This window comes from candidate division KSB1 bacterium (assembly GCA_024655945.1).
In the GTDB taxonomy this organism is placed as follows: domain Bacteria; phylum Zhuqueibacterota; class Zhuqueibacteria; order JANLFK01; family Oleimicrobiaceae; genus Oleimicrobium.
In genome coordinates, this window is the sequence record JANLFK010000008.1 from 16,693 (window position 1) to 37,712 (window position 21,020).

Annotated in this window: 14 protein-coding genes; 10 read left to right on the forward strand and 4 right to left on the reverse strand. The window is 62.4% G+C overall.

Going from position 1 to position 21,020, the window contains the following annotated elements; translation table 11 throughout:
- Positions 1-59 precede the first annotated feature (59 nt).
- Positions 60-1,985, reverse strand: a complete 1,926-nt coding sequence (locus NUW13_10800) for a glycoside hydrolase family 127 protein (GenBank protein ID MCR4439511.1) — start codon at positions 1,983-1,985, stop codon at positions 60-62.
- A 234-nt stretch (positions 1,986-2,219) separates the two neighbouring features.
- Between NUW13_10800 and rnr the strand changes: the two genes are divergently transcribed.
- From rnr to NUW13_10850, 10 genes are all read left to right on the forward strand, one after another.
- Positions 2,220-4,400 carry a ribonuclease R gene (gene rnr / locus NUW13_10805; GenBank protein ID MCR4439512.1) on the forward strand — a complete coding sequence of 727 codons (2,181 nt, stop codon included), beginning with the start codon at positions 2,220-2,222 and terminating at the stop codon, positions 4,398-4,400.
- A gap of 224 nt (positions 4,401-4,624) precedes the next feature.
- Positions 4,625-5,278, forward strand: a complete 654-nt coding sequence (locus NUW13_10810; GenBank protein MCR4439513.1) for a GNAT family N-acetyltransferase — start codon at positions 4,625-4,627, stop codon at positions 5,276-5,278.
- A 250-nt stretch (positions 5,279-5,528) separates the two neighbouring features.
- The gene (locus tag NUW13_10815; protein ID MCR4439514.1) at positions 5,529-7,688 is read left to right on the forward strand and encodes a hypothetical protein; all 2,160 of its coding nucleotides are present in this window, start codon (positions 5,529-5,531) and stop codon (positions 7,686-7,688) included.
- 16 nt (positions 7,689-7,704) lie between these two features.
- Entirely contained in the window at positions 7,705-9,882 is a 2,178-nt protein-coding gene (locus tag NUW13_10820; protein ID MCR4439515.1) for a VIT domain-containing protein, read from the forward strand.
- Between the two features lie 175 nt (positions 9,883-10,057).
- On the forward strand, positions 10,058-11,545 hold the full coding sequence (locus NUW13_10825) for a metallopeptidase TldD-related protein (protein MCR4439516.1): 1,488 nt from the start codon (positions 10,058-10,060) through the stop codon (positions 11,543-11,545).
- Positions 11,542-12,867, forward strand: coding sequence for a TldD/PmbA family protein (locus NUW13_10830; protein MCR4439517.1), 1,326 nt, complete (start codon positions 11,542-11,544; stop codon positions 12,865-12,867). Before NUW13_10825 ends, NUW13_10830 begins: the two co-directional genes overlap by 4 nt.
- A gap of 124 nt (positions 12,868-12,991) precedes the next feature.
- The gene (gene upp, locus NUW13_10835) at positions 12,992-13,615 is read left to right on the forward strand and encodes a uracil phosphoribosyltransferase (GenBank protein MCR4439518.1); all 624 of its coding nucleotides are present in this window, start codon (positions 12,992-12,994) and stop codon (positions 13,613-13,615) included.
- 138 nt (positions 13,616-13,753) lie between these two features.
- Positions 13,754-14,662, forward strand: coding sequence for a cation diffusion facilitator family transporter (locus tag NUW13_10840; GenBank protein ID MCR4439519.1), 909 nt, complete (start codon positions 13,754-13,756; stop codon positions 14,660-14,662).
- A 201-nt stretch (positions 14,663-14,863) separates the two neighbouring features.
- Positions 14,864-17,521, forward strand: a complete 2,658-nt coding sequence (locus NUW13_10845; GenBank protein MCR4439520.1) for a glycoside hydrolase family 3 C-terminal domain-containing protein — start codon at positions 14,864-14,866, stop codon at positions 17,519-17,521.
- Between the two features lie 323 nt (positions 17,522-17,844).
- A complete protein-coding gene (locus tag NUW13_10850) occupies positions 17,845-18,951 on the forward strand; it encodes a TIM barrel protein (protein MCR4439521.1) in 1,107 nt (368 codons plus the stop codon).
- Positions 18,952-19,103: 152 nt separating this feature from the next.
- Here NUW13_10850 and NUW13_10855 read toward each other — a convergent pair whose 3' ends face one another.
- The 3 genes from NUW13_10855 to NUW13_10865 all read right to left on the reverse strand — a co-directional run bounded on the left by NUW13_10855 (position 19,104) and on the right by NUW13_10865 (position 20,919).
- A complete protein-coding gene (locus NUW13_10855; GenBank protein MCR4439522.1) occupies positions 19,104-19,610 on the reverse strand; it encodes a flavodoxin domain-containing protein in 507 nt (168 codons plus the stop codon).
- Positions 19,611-19,748: 138 nt separating this feature from the next.
- Positions 19,749-20,366, reverse strand: coding sequence for a GyrI-like domain-containing protein (locus NUW13_10860; GenBank protein MCR4439523.1), 618 nt, complete (start codon positions 20,364-20,366; stop codon positions 19,749-19,751).
- A gap of 139 nt (positions 20,367-20,505) precedes the next feature.
- Positions 20,506-20,919: a hypothetical protein gene (locus NUW13_10865; protein ID MCR4439524.1), complete on the reverse strand. Its 414-nt coding sequence runs from the start codon at positions 20,917-20,919 to the stop codon at positions 20,506-20,508.
- Positions 20,920-21,020: the final 101 nt, after the last annotated feature.

Consider the following 21,020-nt stretch of genomic DNA (forward strand, 5'->3'; position numbering starts at 1 on the left):
CGCCGGAAACAAAGACCTCTACGCCGCGAAGTCGAGCCCCGCATTGTGCCGGACACGCCTCATTTCCGGCGGATCCACACGCTCATACTGCCATCGGCGCGATTTGCCCAGGCGAAGTAGGGGATGGCCGTGAGCATGACCTCGCGCGCCTTCCCCTCCCCGACCAGGCCCCGTGCCCGCACGACGACAACTTCGCCGAGGAGCTCTGGGCGGAACTGGCTGGTCAGCTCCGCATCATCGGGCAAGGCGAGGGAAGAGACTTTGGCACCGTTGTCCACTTCCTCCAGGCAGTACACCACCGGCCCGCGCTCGATGGCCACCAGTCCCACATCGGCGCGCACCTGCGGGTGAGCCAGCACGCGCCGCACCGGCATGGCGATGTGCAGTTCCACCACGTCGCCGGGCGCCCACGTCCGATCAATCACCGCAAAGCCCTGCCGCAACTCGCCTACCCAGGGCTGCCCATTCACTTTGAGCGACAGACCCGCCGGCCTTTCCTCCAGATAGCGATAAAGGTCACTGGGCACCGGCTTACTGCGCGCCCATCCTGGTACCCGGACCTGCAGGGCAAAGTGCGTCTCCTTCTGCACGCCCACCTTCAAAGTGAGGTCGCCCTGCCACGGATAGTCCGTGTCTTGCTCGATCGTCACCAGATCCTGACCCAGCTCCACGCGCGCCACACTCGGCAGCAAGAGGTTCACATAGAGGGACCGCCCGCGCGTGGCATAAACAAAGCCGGGGATTGACGGCAAAAAGCGCGTCACATTGCTCGGACAGCAGGCGCACTCGAACCACAGGCTGCGTCGGTACCCACCGTCGGAGGCAACGGGGTTCGGGTAGAAGAAAAGATCGCCGCCGAGAGAGACACCGGGGAGAAAACCGTTGTAGAGCACGCGCTCCAACACGTCGATATACTTGGCGTCGCCATGGAGCAGGAACATGCGGTGATTCCACAGGGCGTTGGCAATGGCGGCACAGGTCTCGTTGTAGGCCTCCTTGTTGGGGAGCTCATAGTCATCGCCGAAGCTCTCGCCGTGACGACGCGCCCCGACGCCGCCGGTCATGGAGAGTTTCTTGCCCACGACGTTTTCCCAAAGACGTTCGAGCGGTGGCAAGTAGGCACTGTCGCCGGAGAGCGCGGCCACATCCGCCATGCCCGCGTACATGTACTGGGCGCGCACCGCATGCCCGACCGCCTGGTATTGTTGCAGCACCGGCAGATGGTCTTGGTAGTAAGTGCCGTATAACGCGCGCCCTTCTCCCCTGCCACGCTGCTCGAGGAAGAACTTGGCAAGTTCCAGGTACTTGCGCTCACCGGTCACGCGGCAGAGCTTTGCCAGGCCGATTTCCACCTCCTGGTGTCCGGGGACCTGGTGTCTCCCGCGGGGACCAAAGGTTCTGACCAACAGGTCGGCATTCTTGAGCGCCACGTCGAGCAGCGTGCGCTTGCCTGTGGCCTGAAAATGCGCCGCGGCTGCCTCGTAGAGGTGTCCGACGTTGTACAGCTCATGGCTATCTTTGAGATTCGACCAACGCGTTGGGCCGGCGACCTCCGGCGGGTTTTCCGGGTCAACCGTGCGGGCGGTGTACAGATAACCGTCCGCTTCCTGGGCAGCGGCGATCTTGGCGATGAGCTCATCAAGGTAGCGTTCCAGCTTCTCGTCGCGCTGCACGGCCAGGGAGTAGGAGGCGCCTTCGATCACCTTGTACACGTCCGAGTCGTCGAAATGCAGGCCGCGGAATGGGCCAGGCATCTGTCCTGCCGCCTTCACAAAGTTGTCGATGCGCCCGGTCTCCTGGCAGTGGCGGAATGCCAAGGGAATGGTGACCGTGCGGTTGATCTCCAGGCGTTTGCCCCAGAAGCCACCCTTGACCTGCACCTGGCTAAACGGCACCGGCCGGATGGGGTAGTCTGCACGCATGAACGGCTCCTCTTCTCCACTTCCTGCAAGCGTGAGGAGGACGAAAGCCAACAGCCAGCTCATCTTGCCTCCCCTCCTTTTTGACCTCGCCTGTGCGCAACATTCTACGAAATGCGCGCGAGAAAAGCAAGGAGAAACTTGTCGCGCGAGCCTCAGGAATTTTCGCTTGCCAACACCAGGCAAATTGCGTATATTTATTCGAGCAGGTAAAGGTTTGGGGCGTCTGTGTATACCGCATCGAGGCGCAACAATGGCGCTACCCCCTCACCAAGCACACACGGAAGAAGAGGCTTAATCGTGACCAATCAAGACAGTATCACCGCTCAGGTCGAGGCATTGCTCGGCCAGGAGCTACAACGCACATTCAAAGCGAAGGACATTGCGAAACGGCTCGGGGTGACCCAGGACCGCTATCACCTCCTGCGTGCCGCTCTACGCCAACTGGTGGCCAACGGCACCATCGTCAAATACCCACGGAACCGTTATGGCCGCGGGCGAGCAGCGCAAGAGGCAGTTGGCGTGCTGCGCGTCAAGACGCAGGGTTATGGGTTCGTCGTCCGGGACGACGGCGGCGAAGACATCTTTGTCAGCGAGCGCAATATGGGCCTGGCGTTGCACCAGGACAGGGTCAGAGTGCGTCTGTTTGCGCAGAGCAGCGGCCGCAGCCCAGAAGGCAAAATCGTGGAGGTCTTGTCGCGCGCGCGCCAGAATATCGTCGGCACCTACAAACGGGGGCGCAAGTTGGGGTTCGTGGTTCCTGACGAGCTGAAAATCCCCCACGACATCTTCGTGCACGACTCGGACGCGATGGGAGCGCAGCCAGGGCAGAAGGTAGTCGTGCAAATCACCAATTGGGAGCACGAAAAGCTCAATCCGGAGGGAAGGATCGTCGAAGTGCTTGGCTTCCCCAATGAGAAGGGCGTCGATGTCCTCTCTGTGGCGCGCGCCTTTGACCTGTCCGAGTCGTTTCCGCCTGAGGTGGAACAAGAAGCGGCTGCGCTTCCCGCCCGCATACCCGAGGCGGAGATAGCTCGTCGCCGTGACCTGCGCGGGACCGTGCTCTTCACCATCGACCCGCCAGATGCCAAGGACTTTGACGATGCCGTCTCGTTGGAGAAGCTGGAGAACGGCCACCTGTTGCTGGGCGTGCACATTGCCGACGTGAGCTGGTACGTGCGCCCAGGAGGGGCCATTGACCGCGAGGCGCGCCGCCGCGGCACCTCGGTCTACCTGGTGGACCGCGCCATCCCCATGCTGCCAGAGCGTCTTTCCAGCGAGTTGTGCAGCTTGGTGGCCGACCGGGACCGCTTGGCCTACAGCGTCCTCATGGAGCTCACCCCTGCCGGCGATTTGGTGCGCTACCAGTTTCACGAATCGGTAATCCGCAGCAGGCGGCGCTTCAGTTATGAGCAGGTGCAGGAGCTCTTGGACGGCCGGGCAACCGACCCATTAACACCGGTGCTGCAGGAGATGCGCGCCCTGTCCCACGCCCTCATCGCCAAACGCCAGCGCCGTGGCAGCGTCGACCTGGATGCGCCCGAGGTGCAGGTGATCCTGGATGAAGCCGGCCGACCAGTGGAAATTCGCCCGCGGCCGCGCCTGGATAGCCACCGCCTCATCGAGGAGTTCATGCTCCTGGCCAACGAGACGGTGGCCCGCCATGTGGGCGTGTTCCTCCGCCGACAGGGCGACCACGAGGTTGACCCGCCCTTTGTCTACCGCATCCATGAAAAGCCCGATCGCCAGAAGATGAGCGAGTTCCTGAGCTTTGCCGCCGCCTTTGGCGTGCTCGCCCAAGAGCCGACACGGTTGACGCCACGCTTCTTCCAGAAGCTCTTGGCGCAGGCCACAGGCCTGGAGGCGGAACCCATCATTCGCGACGCCATGTTGCGCGCCATGATGAAGGCCCGCTACTCCACCGAAAACATCGGGCACTTTGGACTGGCCTATCAGCACTACACCCATTTCACCTCGCCCATCCGTCGCTATCCGGACCTCATGGTGCATCGCCCGCTTAAGGACTACCAGCGCCGCCCGGTGCCAGAAGTGATGGCCAGCATCGATCGCACGGCCTTGGAGGCCGACTGCCGTCTGGCTTCGGAGCGCGAAGTGGTGGCGCAAGAGGCAGAGCGCGAATCGGTGAAGATGAAGCAGGTCGAGTACATGGCCGAGCACGTAGGCGAGACCTTCAAGGGTGTCGTGTCGCGCATTGTACCGTTCGGCGTCTTCGTGGAGCTGCCTGACCTGTTGGTGGAGGGCCTGATTCATGTCACGGAGCTCGGCGACGACTACTACGTGCACGACACCACGCGCCACGCCATGATCGGCCAGCGCCAGGGACGTGTGTTCCGCGCCGGCGACGTGCTCATGGTGCGCGTGGCCAGAGTGGACCAGAACCAGCGCCTGGTGGACTTTACTCTGGTGGAACCGGCGCCCAAGCGGCCTCGTCGACACAGGACCGGCAGGCGCACACTCTGACCCAGACCTCAGAAGCGGAGGTTCGCGAACAACTCCCCGCGCGGGCCTGCAACCACACCGACACGGGGAAGCACAGGGAGGAAGCCCCAATGACCATTGTCGAACTCAGCGAACGATTCCTGCCCAGTCACCTCTGCTGCTTGGAGGATTGGTTGGAGGAGATGGCGGAGGCGGGCCCGCACAAGGCCACATGATACGCGCGCATGCGCCCCAAGGAGCTGGGGGTGAAACTGGCACTGGAAGGCGACCAGGTGGTGGGCATGGTGCAGTATCTACCCATCGAGCACACTTGGGTGGAGGGCAGCGGCCTCTACTTCATCCCGTGCATTTGGGTGCATGGCTACAAGGACAAGGGGGTGGGCAACTGGCAGCATAAGGGCATCGGCAGCGCGCTATTGGGAGCTGCAGAGGAGGAAGCGCGGGCTAAAGGCGCACAGGGGACGGCCGCCTGGGGTTTGGCTCTCCCCTTCTGGATGAAGGCCTCGTGGTTCAAGAGGCATGGCTATCGACCCGCAGATCGCATGGGCCTGCAGACGCTGCTATGGAAGCCGTTTGCGCCTGAAGCCACGCCGCCCCGCTGGTTGCGCAAGAGAAAAGAGCCAGTCGCTGGTAGCGATCGGGTAGAGGTTGTGGCGTTCCTCAGCGGCTGGTGCCCGGCGTACAACCTCACCTACGAGCGCGCGCGGCGGGCGGCGGCCGCTTGCGGCGAAGCCGTCAACTTCGTCACCATCGACACTTCTGAGCGCCCGGCCCTGCTGGAATGGGGGATCAGTGACGCGCTGTACATCGATGGGAAGAGAGTCCGAACGGGTCCTCCCCCGTCCTACCAGGCGATTTGCAAACGTATGGCCAGGAGGGTACAACACTTGCAACGTTAGCAGAGGGGAAACGTGCTGCGCCAGCAGCCATGGTCCTGCCGGTGTGGCGAATGCTCTTGAGACGCCGGTCTTTTCACCCCGGAACGGAACGGCTGGAGCAGAATGGAGCGCGTAAGGAAAGCCCGAACGTCGGAGCGGCAAAGTAGGTACGTTCGGGCTTTTGTTTGTGATGCTCTCACTTGACCGGCAGCCGAAAGTCGCAAGTGTCCGGACGCCGGGTGAGGGCTGTGGAAGAAAGGAGGGTATCGTCATGAGACGTGGAGTGCTTCTCCTCCTGTTCAGCCTCTTTGCTGCCACCTCCTGCATGGCGGGCTTCTACGCGCGGCATCTAACGGAACCTGTTGGGTGGGGCGACTTTGAGCTGCGCCTGCTGTGGGTGGATGTGGAGTTGCAAGGGCTGTTCTACCGTGCGACCATCGAGTTCTCCCTGGAACTGACGCCCTACATCGGCTACAACTACTACCGGGCTCCCCGTCCAGGATACTACGAAGTAGAATGGGACTTTGACCTGGAGGCGGACGCGGTGATTGTGGACTGCCAGATGCAGCCGGTAGACTCTGCGGCAGGGCACTACATTAGGGCAGAGGTGGTTGATATCACCTCGGCGGAGGAGGCTTACCGCGCGCACCCTGGCACGCGACCGCGCCTTCTTCTGCGCGAGCGCCGCTACCGCGACTGGCGTGGCACAGAGTATCGGGGCTTCAACATGCGCTTTTCGCCGGTGCGCTACTCCCCAACGGAGACCCCGGTCATCAAGATGGTCTACTTAGCTCCGTGCCTGCCGCGTCTAGCCGCAAGACGAGTGCAACTCCCGCTTAGTCTATTCAACATGTACAAAATGACACAGGCTCGTGTCCGTCTCTACGACCCGGACAACCCAGACGCACATCCCTGGGGAGTCACGGGCTTAGAGAACATCTCAGGATGGCGAGAGGACAACCAGTGGTGGGCAACCTGGGTTAAGCCCCCCTTCGCAAGCCCAGCCATTGTAGCAGTGGCGCCGGAAAACAAGGCGCGCAGCTATCTACGCACCGCCGCTGCCGATGGTGCCAGCTTCTACCAGCTGGCCCTTGTGCCACCCCTGCCCCCCGAGCGGCGCACGGCCAAGAGCATCCTCTTGGCCATCGACGCGACCGAGGAGGGTTACAACGTTCTGGCTTTCTCAGCGCTCCTGGGAACCTTCATGCAGGCGGTTCGCCTCTCCCTCAGCCCTTACGATTCGGTGGCGCTCTTTTACTCGCAGTTCACGCCGGTGGCCCGCGACAGCTGCTTCCGGCCTGTAACCCCTGCGGTGCTGGATGATATCTACCAGACCGTTCAATTGGCACCGCTGCCGATGCTCAATACCCTGCCGCACATGCTGCGCAGTGCCGTCTCCTTCTTCAACCGCCACAACCGGGGGGGTGAAATCTGGCTGGTGACCAACGCGCGCACCCACGCCAGCCCGCAGGCAACGGCGATGGAGATCATCAACCAGAGCTACGGCATTGCCCGGCATCCCATCGCATTCAAGATCATCAGCAACGACGGGAGGTGGAGCTACTACTCTGGTTACGTGGGCAACGATTATCTGTACGAAAACCTGGCGCGGCTGTCGCGGGGCAGCTTTGTGCGCCTGCGCACTGCGCCCGCCTACGACGCGCTAGACCTCATGCTGGACTGTATTGCGCCCATGGCTGCCACGGTGGAGCTGGATCCGGAGCCCCAGAGTGGCCTGACCTATTCACGCTTTCCCCTGAACCGGGGAAGGTCCAACTTTCCCATCACCCTGCCGTACTACGAAATCGGCCTCTTTGACGGCGAGCCTCCTTTCAACGTCCATTTCTACGCCAGCGTGGACCGGGCCCTCTACCGCAACGACGCCCTGGTCTACCCCCAACACGCAGACCCAGGCTGGCAGAGCATTGTCACTTACTGGTACGCGTGCTATGTGTTAGAGCGCCTCAAGCAACCGCAGAGCTACGCCACGATCAAATACATCGAGGCCATCAGCACCGGGCAGCGCCTGCTGACCCCGTACAGCGGCTTTGTCATCCCTGGGCCTGATGGGCTCTGCGCCTTTGAGCGGCTGGCCGAGACAACCACTGCCGTGCCTGCACTGCCGGAGCAACCGTGCCCTGCTCCGCGCGAGTTAACACTCTCGGCCTATCCGAATCCGTTCAACCCTGCGACGACCTTGAGCTGCGACCTGTCTGCTCTTGGGGAGGACGAAAAACTCACGGTGCGCATCTTCAACTGCCTGGGACAGGAGGTGCGTCGCTTTGAGATCGCGCTGCAGCCGGACCAGCGCGTCACCATCCACTGGGATGGCCGCGACGAGGCGGGCAACCAGCTGACCTCGGGTGTGTACCTGGCGGTGGCCGCCTCAGGCAGCCTGAGGAAAACCTTGAAACTAACCATACAGCGGTAACTGGGAGAGACAAGCCATGAAACTGAAGACTTTGTTCCTCGCCACAGCCCTGCTGCGGCTGACTGCGCTGCATGGCGCTGACTTTTGCGTCTACGAGGCTAACTATCCGGGTGTCCGCGACTACAACGTGAAAGTGGACACGGCAATCCTCAGCATTCGCCCGCAGGGGGCATACGTGGAGATGGAATTGGAACTGGCGGTGTCGTATGCCTTCCAGAGCTGGTTCTTCAAGAACTACACGGAGCTAGAGTTTCTCTGGAGCTTCGTGCTCCCTGATCAGGCTACGGTAGACGATTTTGCGTTGTGGGTGGGGGATTCCTTGATCCACGCCACCATGTTGGACCGCTGGACAGCAGAGCTCTTGTTCAGCGAGGTAAGCAGCCCAGTGCGCCACCCCGGTCTGCTCACCCAGGGCTTTCCCGACCGCGAAGGGCAAGTGGGCCACAGCCTGCGCATCTATCCCATCGTGCGCAACCAGAGTCGGCGCTTCAAGATCCACTACCTTCTGCCTGTGCGTCCGACCAATGAGACCTTGAGGGTCTGGCTCCCCATCTCCCAGCTCACCTCAAGGCGCAGCCCAGGGGCCGAGACCCTGGCGATGGTCTTCTATGGCGAACAGATGCCCACCCTCATCGGGGCTGAGCCCGGCAACCCTTATCGCACTCCCCAACATGGCGCGTGGCGCTTTACCATCCCCCTTGGCTACGACCGCGTTGTGGAGCTGGTCTACCCGTCGCCCATTTCGGGCAAGTACTTGTTCAGCTCCTATGCGGACAGCGCCACCTGCTTCTACCAGCTGGCCGTGTACCCACCGGAGTTGCCGCAAGAGCGAACACCCCGCAACTTCCTGCTGCTGGTGGATTTCAATCGCTTCAACACCTCGGACATCGACGGCGAGCTTCTGCTGCTTCTTCTCAAAGAAATCATGCAACAGGCGCTCACCGCTGCCGACTCCGCCAACTTGCTGGTCGCCTATGAGGATATCGCTCATGGCGCAGATAGCTTGGTCGCCTGTACGGAGGGCAACCTGGACCTCCTCTTTGCCGGTGTGCTGCAGCGTTCCTTCCCGTCGTATAGCAATCTGCAAGTGCTAATGCGGGCGGGCGCCGATCATCTTGCCGGCCGGTATGACAGCACTGATGTCGTCCTTTTCACCAACACGGACGAGATTATGCTGTCCGCTCCTTCCAAAGAGCTTCTTGCCGACCAGATCATTGCCATGTTTAGCCCAGGCACCAAGATCCATGTGGTTGACCTTGACAACACCTCCAGCCTGGTCTACAACTGGGAGACAAGCCGCTACGAGACGCAGCTGCAGAGCTTCTTTGGACGGCTTGCCTATAAGAGTAGCGGCAATCTCTTTTTCTTGCGCTACCATGCCATTCGCACGATTCTGTCCGCCCTGTTCTATGAGAAGGTCAGCCATTTCGAGGAAGTTGAGACCCAGCTCCGCTTTGCTACGGGCTATGCATTCGGCAAGCACTTCCTGGCCTTGCACGAAGGCTACTACCCCTTCAGGTTCCCAATCATGCAGATTGGCCAGTACGCTGGCACACTGCCAATTGACGTGACTGTCTTGGGCAAGGTTCGCCTGAACAAAGCCCAGGATCGCTTCACCATCACCGAAGAGGGCGTGGTGCCGGGCACGGTAACCTTGGCCAGGGCCTGGTACGGAGACCATGTTCATGCGCTCTTAAAGAAGCCGCAGACGAATGCCACGGTGGTGGAGATCATGGACATCAGCCTCAAGCAGGGCATTCTCACCCCGTATTCCGGGCTGTTGGTCTTCCGCCCGGAGGAGAATCACGGCTATGAGCCTGAGGAGCAGAATGCGCCTGCCGGTGGACCTGAAGAACCAGGAGGCTGGCAGGGAGATCCTACGTCTGTGGCAGAAGAGCTGGTGGATTCGCTCGGCGTTTCTGTAGACCTGGCGGCGTACCCGAACCCCTTCAACCAATCCGTGCGCCTCACAGTGCGACTCCCGGTGGGCGTGGGGGAAATGCGCCTGGTCATCTATAATGCGGCTGGCCAGTGGGTGCGCCAGCTGTCGCTAAGCACTCAGCCCTCCGGGGCGCAGGAGGTGCGATGGGATGGGCTCGATGACTCCGGGCAGGCGGTGGGTTCGGGTGTGTATATTGCAGTCCTAGCCGGCGGCCGGTGGAAAAAGACCTTGAAACTGATGCTCATACGCTAACAACTCCTACTGGGCGGAAAATGATACCAGGCCTTCCAGGGCTGCAGGTCATCGCCCTGGAAGGCCTCATTTTTCTGCACCCTCCCCTTTCCGTCACGAATATTTCCCTTGCGCAATTGCCCCGATTCTGCGTACATTTGTCCCCAACCAGAAGGAGCACGTTTCGGAGGACGAAATGCACAGCTTCGACAACCGTGGGAGTGCCGGCTCAGCGCCGCCCCCCTCACAGGGGCCGCCGCCAAGTCCGGTGCCTGCCTCTCTTGTTGCCTACGACTTTGGCCTCCCCCCGCGCGCCATAGAACGGGTGCTCGCCGTCGCCCTTGACAAAGGTGGCGAGTTTGCTGAGCTCTTTTGCGAGTACCGGATAGGCACCTGGATCTTCATGGAAGAGGAGATCATCAAGAAAACCGCGGAGAATGTGTCCTTGGGGGCTGGCGTGCGCGTCTTGGCTGGCGACAAGACCGGCTACGCTTACACGAACGACCTCTCCGAAGGCGCTTTGTGCCACGCGGCGCGCACCGCGGCGGCCATTGCCACCAGTGCCGCGGCCAAGCGCGTTGTCTCCCTCACGGAAAGCTCGCCAGGGAGACAGGTCTACGACTTGAACCTCACGCTAACCTTGCTGCCCTTGGAAATGCGCCTCGACTTGGTGCGCCGGGCCTACGAGGCGGCTACAAGCTACGACCGTCGCATCAGCAAGGTGCAGGTCTCTTTCGGTGATGCATTGCGTCATGTGCTCATCGCCAACTCTGAGGGGCTGCTGGTCACCGACGTGCGGCCCCAGGTGCGTCTGGCTGTGTCGGCGCTGGCCGAGCACAACGGCACCGCCGATCTCGGCTTCTTCACTGGTGGCGGGCGCGTGGGGCTGGCCTACTTCCGGGACATACTGCCTCCGGAGCAGATTGCCCGCACCGCCGCCGCAGAAGCCATCATCCTGCTCGAGGCCGTGCCACCGCCTGCCGGTGCGCAGCCTGTGGTGCTGGGCGGCGGGCAGAGCGGCGTGATGATTCACGAAGCAGTGGGCCATCCCCTGGAAGCCGATGGTAATCGGAAAGGGACCTCCATCATGACCGGCCGCCTGGGCACGATGGTGGCCGCCCCTCAGGTCACCGTTTACGACGATCCCACCATCCCCCACCTGCGCGGCTCTTTGAGTGTGGACGACGAAGGCACTCCCACGCAGCGCACCATGCTCATCGATCGGGGCAAGCTGGTTGGCTACCTGCAGGATCGCCTCTCGGCGCGGCTGCTGGGCATGCCGCTCACAGGGCACGGCCGCAGGGAGAGCTACCAACACTACCCCATCCCGCGCATGACCAACACCATCCTGGCGCCAGGCCCGCACACCCCGGAAGAAGTGATCGCCTCCGTGAAAAAAGGGTTCTACGCCAAGAGCTTCCGGGGCGGACAGGTGGAGGACTCGGGCAAGTTCGTCTTCTCGGTCAACCTGGGCTACCTCATCGAGAACGGGCGCCTTACCCGTCCGGTGAAGAACGCCGCCCTGATCGGCACCAACGTGCAGGTGCTGAAGAGCATCGCCATGGTGGCAAACGACATGGGATACTTTCTCGGCACCTGTGGCAAAGAAGGGCAGTCCGCAGCAGTCACCTCTGGCACGCCGACATTCCGCATCGACAGCATCACAGTGGGAGGGCGCAAATGAACAAGAGCGAGGACCTGCTTGCCCTGGCAGAGTCGTTGGTGGAGTTCGGCCGTCGCGCCGGCGCCGAGCAGATTGAGGTGGGCATCCACCGCGGGGTCGAGTTCACGGCGCGCGTGCGCAATGGTCAGATCGAGCACCTGGTGGAGGCCGGGGCGCGCAGCATAGGGGCGCGGGTGATCGTCGACCACCGCGTGGCCACCACCTCCTCGTCTGACCTCAGGCCGGACACCCTCCAGCGCTTGCTCACCAACGCCGTGAGCCGTGCCCGCCTGGTGAGCGCTGACCCCTATGCCGGCCTGCCCGAAAAGGAAGAGCTGGCCGTCGACATTGCCTCCCTCCGCCTCTATGACCCTGCCATCGCGTCTCTTGGCGCGGAGGAGAAGATCCAAATGGCGCTGGATACCGAGGAGCTCTGTCTTGCTGATCCGCGCATCAAGAGCTCCTACGGCGCCACCTGCGCCACCAGCGTCGGCCAGTTCTTTCTCGCCAACTCGCTGGGCTTCAGCGGCTGGTACGAAGGCACCAGCATCTCCTTGGGCGTTTACCTGCAAGCCGGGCGAGGTGACGAGCTTGTGGAGGACGGCTGGTACGAGGGAGCGCGCCATTTGGCCGACTTGCCCCCGCCAGAGGCCATTGCCGAGAAGGCCCTGCACCGGGTCACGCGCATGATCGGACCGCGCAAAATAGCGACGCAGAACGTGCCTGTAGTCCTGGAGCCAGACCTCACGGGTGAGCTGCTGTATATGCTTTTCACCTGTGTCAACGGGGAAGCCATCTACCAACGGCAGTCGTTCTTGGTGGACAAGTTGGGCGAGAAAGTGGCCTCCGACAAGGTGAACGTTGTGGACGACGGCCTGTTTTCGGCCGGTCCGGGCACAAGGCCGTTCGATGGCGAAGGGGTGCCGACCCGCAAGACGGTGGTCATCGAACAGGGTGTGCTCCGCAGCTACCTGCTCGATACCTACAGCGCGCGCAAGTTAGGCATGCAATCTACGGGCAACGCCTCTGGGGTGAACAACTTCCACATGGCGCCTGGCCCACATGCCCCGGGGGAAATCATCGCCTCAGTGGACAAGGGTCTGCTGGTCACGGGCACCATGGGCTGGGGCTTCAATCCGGTGACCGGCGACCTGTCGCGCGGCGCCTTCGGCCTGTGGATCGAACGCGGCCAAATCGTCCACCCCGTGGCGGAGGTCACCATCTCCGGCAATTTGGCCAGCATGCTGCGCAATGTGGAGATGGTCGGCAACGACTTTCGCTTGCGGCGCAGCATCATCGGCCCCACCATCAAGATCGCCGAAATGACCGTGGCAGGCGCGTGAACATGGTCAAGCCACAGAAGAGCCAAGCCAGGAGCAGCGATTTGCCTTTTGACATTGGCAGGAAATTTCTGTATATTGGGGCGCCCCACAGCAAGGGAATCAAGGGCCACATCCTGGAGAGGCTATGCAGACTGTAGTGGTGGTGGAACACCCTCTCATTAAGCACAAGTTGGGCCTGGTGCGCATGAAGCAGACCGAGCCCTGGCTATTCAGGGAGCTGGTCAACGAAATCACCTACCTGATGCTCTACGAAGCCACCCGCAGTCTGCGCACCCGCACCATCGACATAGAGACTCCCCTTGTGCCCACCACTGCCGAGTGGTTGGATGACGACGTCGTGGTGGTGCCGATTTTGCGGGCAGGTCTGGGGATGTTAGATGGCTTTCTTCGCCTCATTCCGCTGGCCAAGGTTGGTTTCTTGGGCATCTACCGAGATCATGAGACATTGCAGCCGGTGGAATACTATTGCAAAGTGCCGGAGCTGACTCAGAGTCAGGTTTTTGTCCTCGATCCCATGTTGGCGACGGGAGGCTCAGCAGTGGCGGCAGCCGCCGCGCTCAAGGCACGCGGGGCCAGGCGCATCAAGCACCTCTGCTTGCTGGCCGCGCCGGAAGGAATTGAGGCCCTGCACGCCGCCCACCCGGATGTGGACGTGTTCTGCGTGAACATTGACGAAAGGTTGAACGACCAGGGCTACATCGTGCCAGGCATAGGCGACTGCGGCGACCGCTTGTACTGGACGAAGTGAACAAGCAGCGCTTCCGCCGCCAAGGCAGAACGGAGACATTCTGAGGATTGGTGTGCGCGGACGTGCGACGAGGCATCTCAACACAGGGAGTTCCTCAAAGCGAAAGACCTGCCCGCGGCCATGGTGGCGAGTTTTCCCATGCAGAGCTTACCGGAAATAGACCGCTGCTGTGCGGAGTCCGTGCCCTCTCACGACACGGGCAACCTCCGCATTGCCTTCTTCCTCAACTTGGCTTTCACTGTGGTGGAGGTGGTGGGAGGCCTGCTCACCAACAGCCTGGCCATTTTGTCCGACGCCCTGCATGACTTGGGCGATAGCCTGTCCTTGGGCCTCAGCTGGTATCTGGACAAGCTTGCCAGCCGCGCGCGTAGCCGGCGTTTTACCTTCGGCTACCGGCGCTTTTCCCTGCTCGGTGCGGTGACCAACTCCTTAGTGCTCTTGGTAGGCGCGGTAGTGGTGCTGTGGCGCGCCGTGCCCCGCCTGTTCGCCCCGCAGGAGGTGCACACCAGCGGCATGGTGGCGCTGGCGGTGCTCGGGGTGGCCGTTAATGGCCTTGCCGTCTGGCGTCTGCACGGCGGTCAGCGCCTCAGCGAGCGAGTGGCCATGCTGCATCTGCTGGAGGACGTGCTGGGCTGGGCAGCAGTGCTGGTGGCAAGCGTGGTCATGCGCTTTACCAAGGCGCTATTTCTCGACCCGGCTCTTTCTGTGCTCATCATCGTCTTTGTGATGTGGCGGGTGGCGGTCAACTTGCGCAAGACGGTGCGCATCTTCTTGCAGTCCGTGCCCGAGGCCATGGACGTCACCGCCGTGGAACAGGCAGTGCTGGGCGTGCCTGGGGTCTGTGGCGTGCACGACCTGCACCTCTGGTCCATGGATGGCCAGTACCATGTGCTCACCCTGCACGTGGTCGTGGGCAAAGGCACCTCTTCAGAAGACATGGTGCGCATCAAGCAGCAATGCCGACGGGCGCTGCATGCCCACAACATCCAGCATAGCACCATCGAAATAGAAGTAGCCGACGAGAGCTGCGAACTCCAGGGGTGTTGAACGGGGCGCTGCAAGGCCGGACTTTTATTGGGCCGTGCGGGCGGGAAGCGGCATAGGCCCGCGGCCAGCGCACAAAGCACTCCTATGCCGGCCTGGCAGGAAAAGGGCATCGAAGAGTGACGAACCCAAGACGGGATGAAAAATCGCCACGGCAAGTCGACGGAGGCCAGTATGTTCACCGACCTGTGCAAGGAGGGCGCCATGATGCTAAACTCAAAAGGGCTGTTGCTCTCGTGGCTCAGCCTGCTCACGGCAGGCTGCTGGTTGCTCGCCACCGTTGCCCACGGGCAGTCGCGGGGGAGCACGCCGGACTACAAGAACGCTAAGCTGCCCATCGAACGCCGCGTGGAAGATCTGCTCTCCCGCATGACTCTCGAGGAGAAGGTGGCGCAGCTGCAATGTCTCATCCGCGAGGTGGAGGGCACCGATTTCATCAAGGAACAGGGCATTGGCAACTTAGGGTGCATCCTCCGCCAGTACAAAGCAAAGGAGGCTGCCGAGAAGCTCAATCGCATCCAGAAGTTCATGCTGGAAAAGACCCGCCTGGGCATCCCGGTGATCATGCACGACGAGGCACTCCATGGGCTGGTGGCCAACGGCGCCACCAGTTTTCCCCAGGCCATCGGCTTGGCGGCCACCTGGGACACAGAGCTGATGGGACGGGTGGCTCATGCCATCGCCGTGGAGACCAAGAGCCGCGGCATCCGTCAGGTGCTGTCGCCGGTGGTCAACATCGCCCGTGACGTCCGCTGGGGGCGCGTGGAAGAGACCTACGGCGAGGACCCCTACCTCACGGCGCGCATGGGCGCCGCCTTTTGCAAGGCCTTCGAGGAGATAGGCGTCATCACCACGCCCAAGCACTATGCGGCCAACCTCGGCGATGGCGGACGCGATAGCAACCCGGTTCACTTTAGCGAGCGTCTGATGCGGGAGATCTACTTTCCCGGCTTCAAGGCCTGCTTCCAGGAAGGAGGGGCCACCTCGGTGATGGCGGCGTACAACTCCTACGACGGCACACCATGTTCTTCAAACCGCTGGCTCCTCACCCAGGTGCTGCGCAACGAGTGGGGCTTTACCGGCTTTGTAGTATCGGACTATGGCTCCGTGGCCGGGATCCTCGACATGCACCACACAGCGGCCACCGAGAAAGAGGCCGCTGCGCAGGCGCTCAATGCCGGGCTTGACGTGGAGTTGCCGAACATCTACATCTATGGCGAGCCGTTGCTGCAGGCCGTGCGCGAGCGGTTGGTCTCCGAGGAAACGCTCAACGAGGCGGTGCGGCGAGTGTTGCGGGCCAAGTTCAAACTCGGCTTGTTCGAGAACCCCTTTGCCGATGCCAAAGAGGCAGCCCGGGTGAACGACTGCGCCGAACATCGCGCCCTGGCCTTGGAGACCGCGCGCAAGGCCATAGTGCTGCTGCGCAACGAAGGGGCGGTGTTGCCGCTCAAGAAGGAGACAAAGACCGTGGCACTCATCGGCCCCCTGGCCAATGAGGTGAAGTTGGGCGGCTACAGCGGCTATGGGATGAAGACCGTCTCCGTGCTCGAGGGGATGAAAAAGGTGCGGCCCGATGGCCGCGTGCTCTATGCGCAGGGGTGCGTGCTCTCGCATCCAGTGCTGCCGGCGATCCCCAGCGAGTACCTCATTCCCGCAGGCGGTAAGCCGGGAGAAAAGGGGTTGCGCGGTGAGTACTTTGCCAACAAAGAGTTGGCAGGCGACCCGGCTTTGGTGCGCATCGATCCGGTGCTGCACTTCGACTGGGCGGGCGACGGTCCCGACCCCTCGCTGCCTACTGACTGCTTTTCGGCCCGGTGGACCGGCAAGCTCATCTCGCCAGTGAGCGGCCGTGTGCGCCTCGGCATCTCCACCGACGACGGCGTGCGCCTCTACCTCGATGGCAAGCTTCTCGTGGACATGTGGGTCGACCGCAGCGTGACCACGGACATGGTCACCGTCACCTTGGAGAAAGGGCGGGCCTACGACCTGAAGATTGAGTACTACGAGAACCTGGGGTATGCGTTCGCCAGCTTGGGTTGGGACTTACAGCCCGAGGAGAACAAACCGCTGGAGGAGGCGGTGGCCGCCGCCAAACAGGCGGAAGTGGCAATCGTGGTGGTGGGTGTAGTTGAGGGGGAGGGCCGCGATCGCGCCAGTCTCGACCTGTCCGTGGAGCAGGAGAACCTCATCAAGGCGGTGGCTGCTACGGGCACGCCCACGGTGGTGGTGCTGCAGACGGGCAGCGCAGTGACCATGCGCAACTGGCTGGACCAGGTGCCTGCGGTGGTGCAGACGTGGTACGCCGGCGAAGAGGGCGGCACCGCAGTGGCCGAGGTGCTCTGGGGCGAGGTCAACCCCGGCGGCAAGTTGCCCATCGCCTTCCCGGTGTCTGCGGCACAACTGCCCCTCTACTACAATCCCAAGCCTACAGGGCGCGGCTGGGACTATGTGGACCTCACCGGGAGGCCGCTCTTCCCCTTCGGCCACGGGCTCAGCTATACCACATTCGCCTACAGCAACCTGCGCATAAGCCCTGAGCGCATAGAGGCGACTGGCGCAGCCACCGTCAGCGTCGACGTGCAGAACGTGGGCAGCCGCGCCGGCGACGAGGTGGTGCAGCTCTACATCCACGACGTGGTGGGCAGCGTGGCCCGGCCGGTGAAAGAGCTGAAGGGCTTCCGCCGCATCACCCTCAAACCGGGCGAAAACACCACCGTCACCTTCCGCCTGGGACCACCAGAGCTTTCGATGCTCGATCGCGACCTGAAGGAGGTGGTGGAGCCTGGCACCTTCGAGGTGATGGTCGGCAGTTCTTCCGAAGACATCCGTGTGCGCGCGAACTTGGAGGTGGTGAGCCGGTAGTCGGTCAGCCCGCGTCCAGGTCTGTGATTGGTGCGCGCGTGCGCCTGGACAGCGTGCGCACTCTGCGTAAACTGCCCATGGAGCTGCAGGGAGGCATTTCCTCTCTGCGCAACGCCCAGAGGGAGCTCCACGCACGGCCTCGGTCAATGCGGGCACGGCCCACGAAGCCCTGTCTCTATCGTTGCGCTCTGTGGGTGTAAAGGGTCCTCGCTGCCTTCTTCACGAGTGGGGGAAAGTCGCGCCCGACTTGAGGGTGAGCATCGGCATGTGGCGGCGCATGAGCCGCGCTTTTTTGCAAAGGAACAGGTGGAAAGGAGAGTGCGATGAGCTATCGTTTGCCTGATATCCGCTTTCAGCGGGAGGCTGTGGACCCCCAGGTAATGCTCGCCAACTTGGCGAAGGATTTGGAGATCAAGCCCTCGGTGGGCATCTGGTACTTCACCCCTGGGGGTGGGCGCTTTCACGAGCGATTTGTGCCGGAGGCTTCCATCCCCGAGCGCATCGAGATGGCTGCACAGATGGCCAAGTTAGGTGTGAAGGGGATCGAGGCACACTATCCGGCAGAGGTCAACGAGGAGAACGCCCATCTCTACCAGCAATTGGCCAAGGAGACCGGCATTCGCCTGGTGGGGGTGCCGTTCTGCCACTTTTACGACAAGATCTTTGAGTTCGGCAGCATGTCCAATCCTGATGCGGCCGTGCGCGAGCGGGCCAAGGAGATCGCCGTCGGCGGCCTGAAGCTGGTCAAAGAGCTCGGTGTGGACCTGGCCATCTCCTGGCCCGGCATGGATGGCTACCGCTACCTGCACGGCACGCCGTTCATGCGCATGTGGGACCTCTTTGAGACGACCCTCGCCGAGGCGATGGACGAGGTACCAGGGGTGCGCGTGGCTATCGAGCCGAAAGGCTACGAGCCCGCGCCCAACAACATCTACCGCACCACGGCCGAAGGTATCCTGGCCGCGCAACGCATTGAGAAAAAGCTGCGCCATCCGGAGAACCGCCGCCTGCTGGAGCAGGGGCACGCCTTGGTCGGCCTCAATCCCGAGGTGGGGCATGTGAAGATGAGCTTCGAGATCCTGCCTGCCGCCTACTCGCTGGTGGCCATGGAAGGGCGCTTAGCGCACACTCATTGGAACAGCCAGCCCGACGGCAACTACGACCAGGACAACAACATCGGCGTGGTCAATCCACACGAGGCTGAGGCGCTGCTGTACGCCCTATGGGCCATCGGCTACAACGGTTACTTCGGGATCGACATCAACCCGGAGAACATGCCGGTGCACAAGGCGGTGGAGCTCAACATCAAGGCCCTGGAGAAGATGAAACAGTGCGTGGCAAGGCTGCCGCACGAGCGCATCATGGAGTGCCACCTCAATCCGGCCAAACACCGCGGCGAGTTAGAGGAGATTCTCATCGCCAACTGGTGAGGCGCTCATCGGGCGCTGGGGCCCTGCGCTGCTCCCGGCGCCCTTTCGCCTGCTCGGGGGACTCGCAGAGAACACGGCCTGCATGGCCGAGGGTGACTTGTCCCTGCGGCTCGCTCACACAGCGGGCCATGGTGTCGACCCCCAGAGGCGCGCTACTTCCCTTTCAGCGCTGCGGCTATGCTTTTTGCCCACGCCGCGATTGCCTCCCAGTCGCGGAAATCGCCGACCTGCGCCTTCATGAGGCGGAGGATAGTGCGCTCCAGCCGGTTGAGCTTGCTCTCATCCAGCGCGCCGTGAAAGACGGCGATATCCCGCGGCGCCACCTGCTGCACGGCCGCCTGCAGTGCCTTCGGGATGCGCCAGCCGCGGAGGAGGGTCACCGGATCGCCCTTGCCCAAGGGGCCGCTGGAAAAGATCCAGACCGGCAGGGCGCTAAGCTCACGCTCGTACTTCCGCACGAAGGCAGCGGCTTCCTTGCGCCACTGTCCGGCGTAGACCGCGCTGCCGATGACCGCCGCGCCAAAGGAGCTCAGGTCGCCAGCCTCACCTGCTGCGCGCACCTCGGCCTGCACTCCGGCATCTCGCAACACCTGTCCGATCTTCTCGGCGATCTCTTTGGTGGCCCCGTACTTGCTCCCATAGGTAACAAGCACTCGCATAGGCTCGCCTCCTGAGCAATGATGTGGCTCGCTTCTCGACGCTTGGTTGATCACTCCGTCCCTTCATCCCTGCCGTGCGGCCCCGGCACCACTTCCGAAGGCCTGACGCGGCTTGTGTCAGGGCGACAGGCCTACGCGTCATGCGCCGAGCGGCCCACCCATGGGTTGGCGCAGCACTGTCTTGAGCCTCTCTGGGGCGGTCCTTTGTGGGTCACTGAGGTAGATTTCGTGATGCTTCCCCCGTAGCCCATGGCCGCTTGCTCGGATAAAGTCGTGGAGCTTTGCTATCGTCGGCCCTTCCGCATCGTACGGGCCGAGATGCATGATCTGGGCGGCCAAGCCCTCGTGGTAGCACTCGAACCGCACCTGGTCCAAGGGAGGCAGGCCTTTCTTGTCCCTGACGACGCGGAGCGCTTCGGCCACCATGTCCGGGGTGACCCATTCTGGCTGCATGATCATTGCCGTCCACTGCCACAGGCTCTTGTCGGTCCACTGCGTGGGATCGGCTGTCCACCACAGGTCCTCCAAGGGCATCACACCGTAGTCGACGCCTTTCCCTTTCTTGGCCACAAACTTGAGTGTGTAGGACAGCGAGAAGAGTGCTTCCACGGCCTGCTGGTAGCCAGGGGAGACGTTGGGATCGCCGGCACCATCGATCATCAGAAAGTTGAGCGGCGGGACGTCGACGATGGCCACTTTGTGGGGCGAGGGATTGTAGAGGTGCGCGAGCTCTCTTTTTAGGTCAACTTTGCCCATGGCCGTATTCCTCCCGTCAGGGTGCGCAGCGGAAAAGCCTGGAACGCCAGCAAGACAACGCGCGGCGGCGGCAGGCAGTCGCTGCGTGCAGCGCGCGGCCGCCAGCGGAACAGCCCAGGTCGAAGCGGTCCCGCCTTGCTCAAGCCCGACTGCGGCCGAGCTGCCCGCCGAGCCATCCTCCGCCAACTGCCAAAGCGGCCCCTATCGCGGTCCACAGGTCGGGACCTGACGACAGGTCGATGATCAGGCCAACGATGGCCGTCAGCACGCCCACTGCCACGCCATTGTTGACTGCGGCCGGTCGCCCTTTGCGCGCCGCCAGCAGTCCTCCCAGCAGCGTGCCAACGCCCATCAAGATGGATGCCAGCCCAGGTGAGATCCTGGCGGCGAAGAGGTTGATCATCTGCTGATCTGGCGCTCCCCTGGCTTGGAACGCCAAGTGGAAAGCATACCCTGTAACCACTACACCCACGCCGACAATGACAATTGCCACGGCGATGACTACCCCCAGGAGCACCCACCCCCACTTGATTCCTGACAGCGGTCGTGACATGTTTAGCCCTCCTCGCTAAACATCCAGGCCCAATCGCCCTGTTCGCAACCTCGTACCCGACCGCCCACTGGCCGACCAGCGCGCGCGGCCACGCCCCGAGG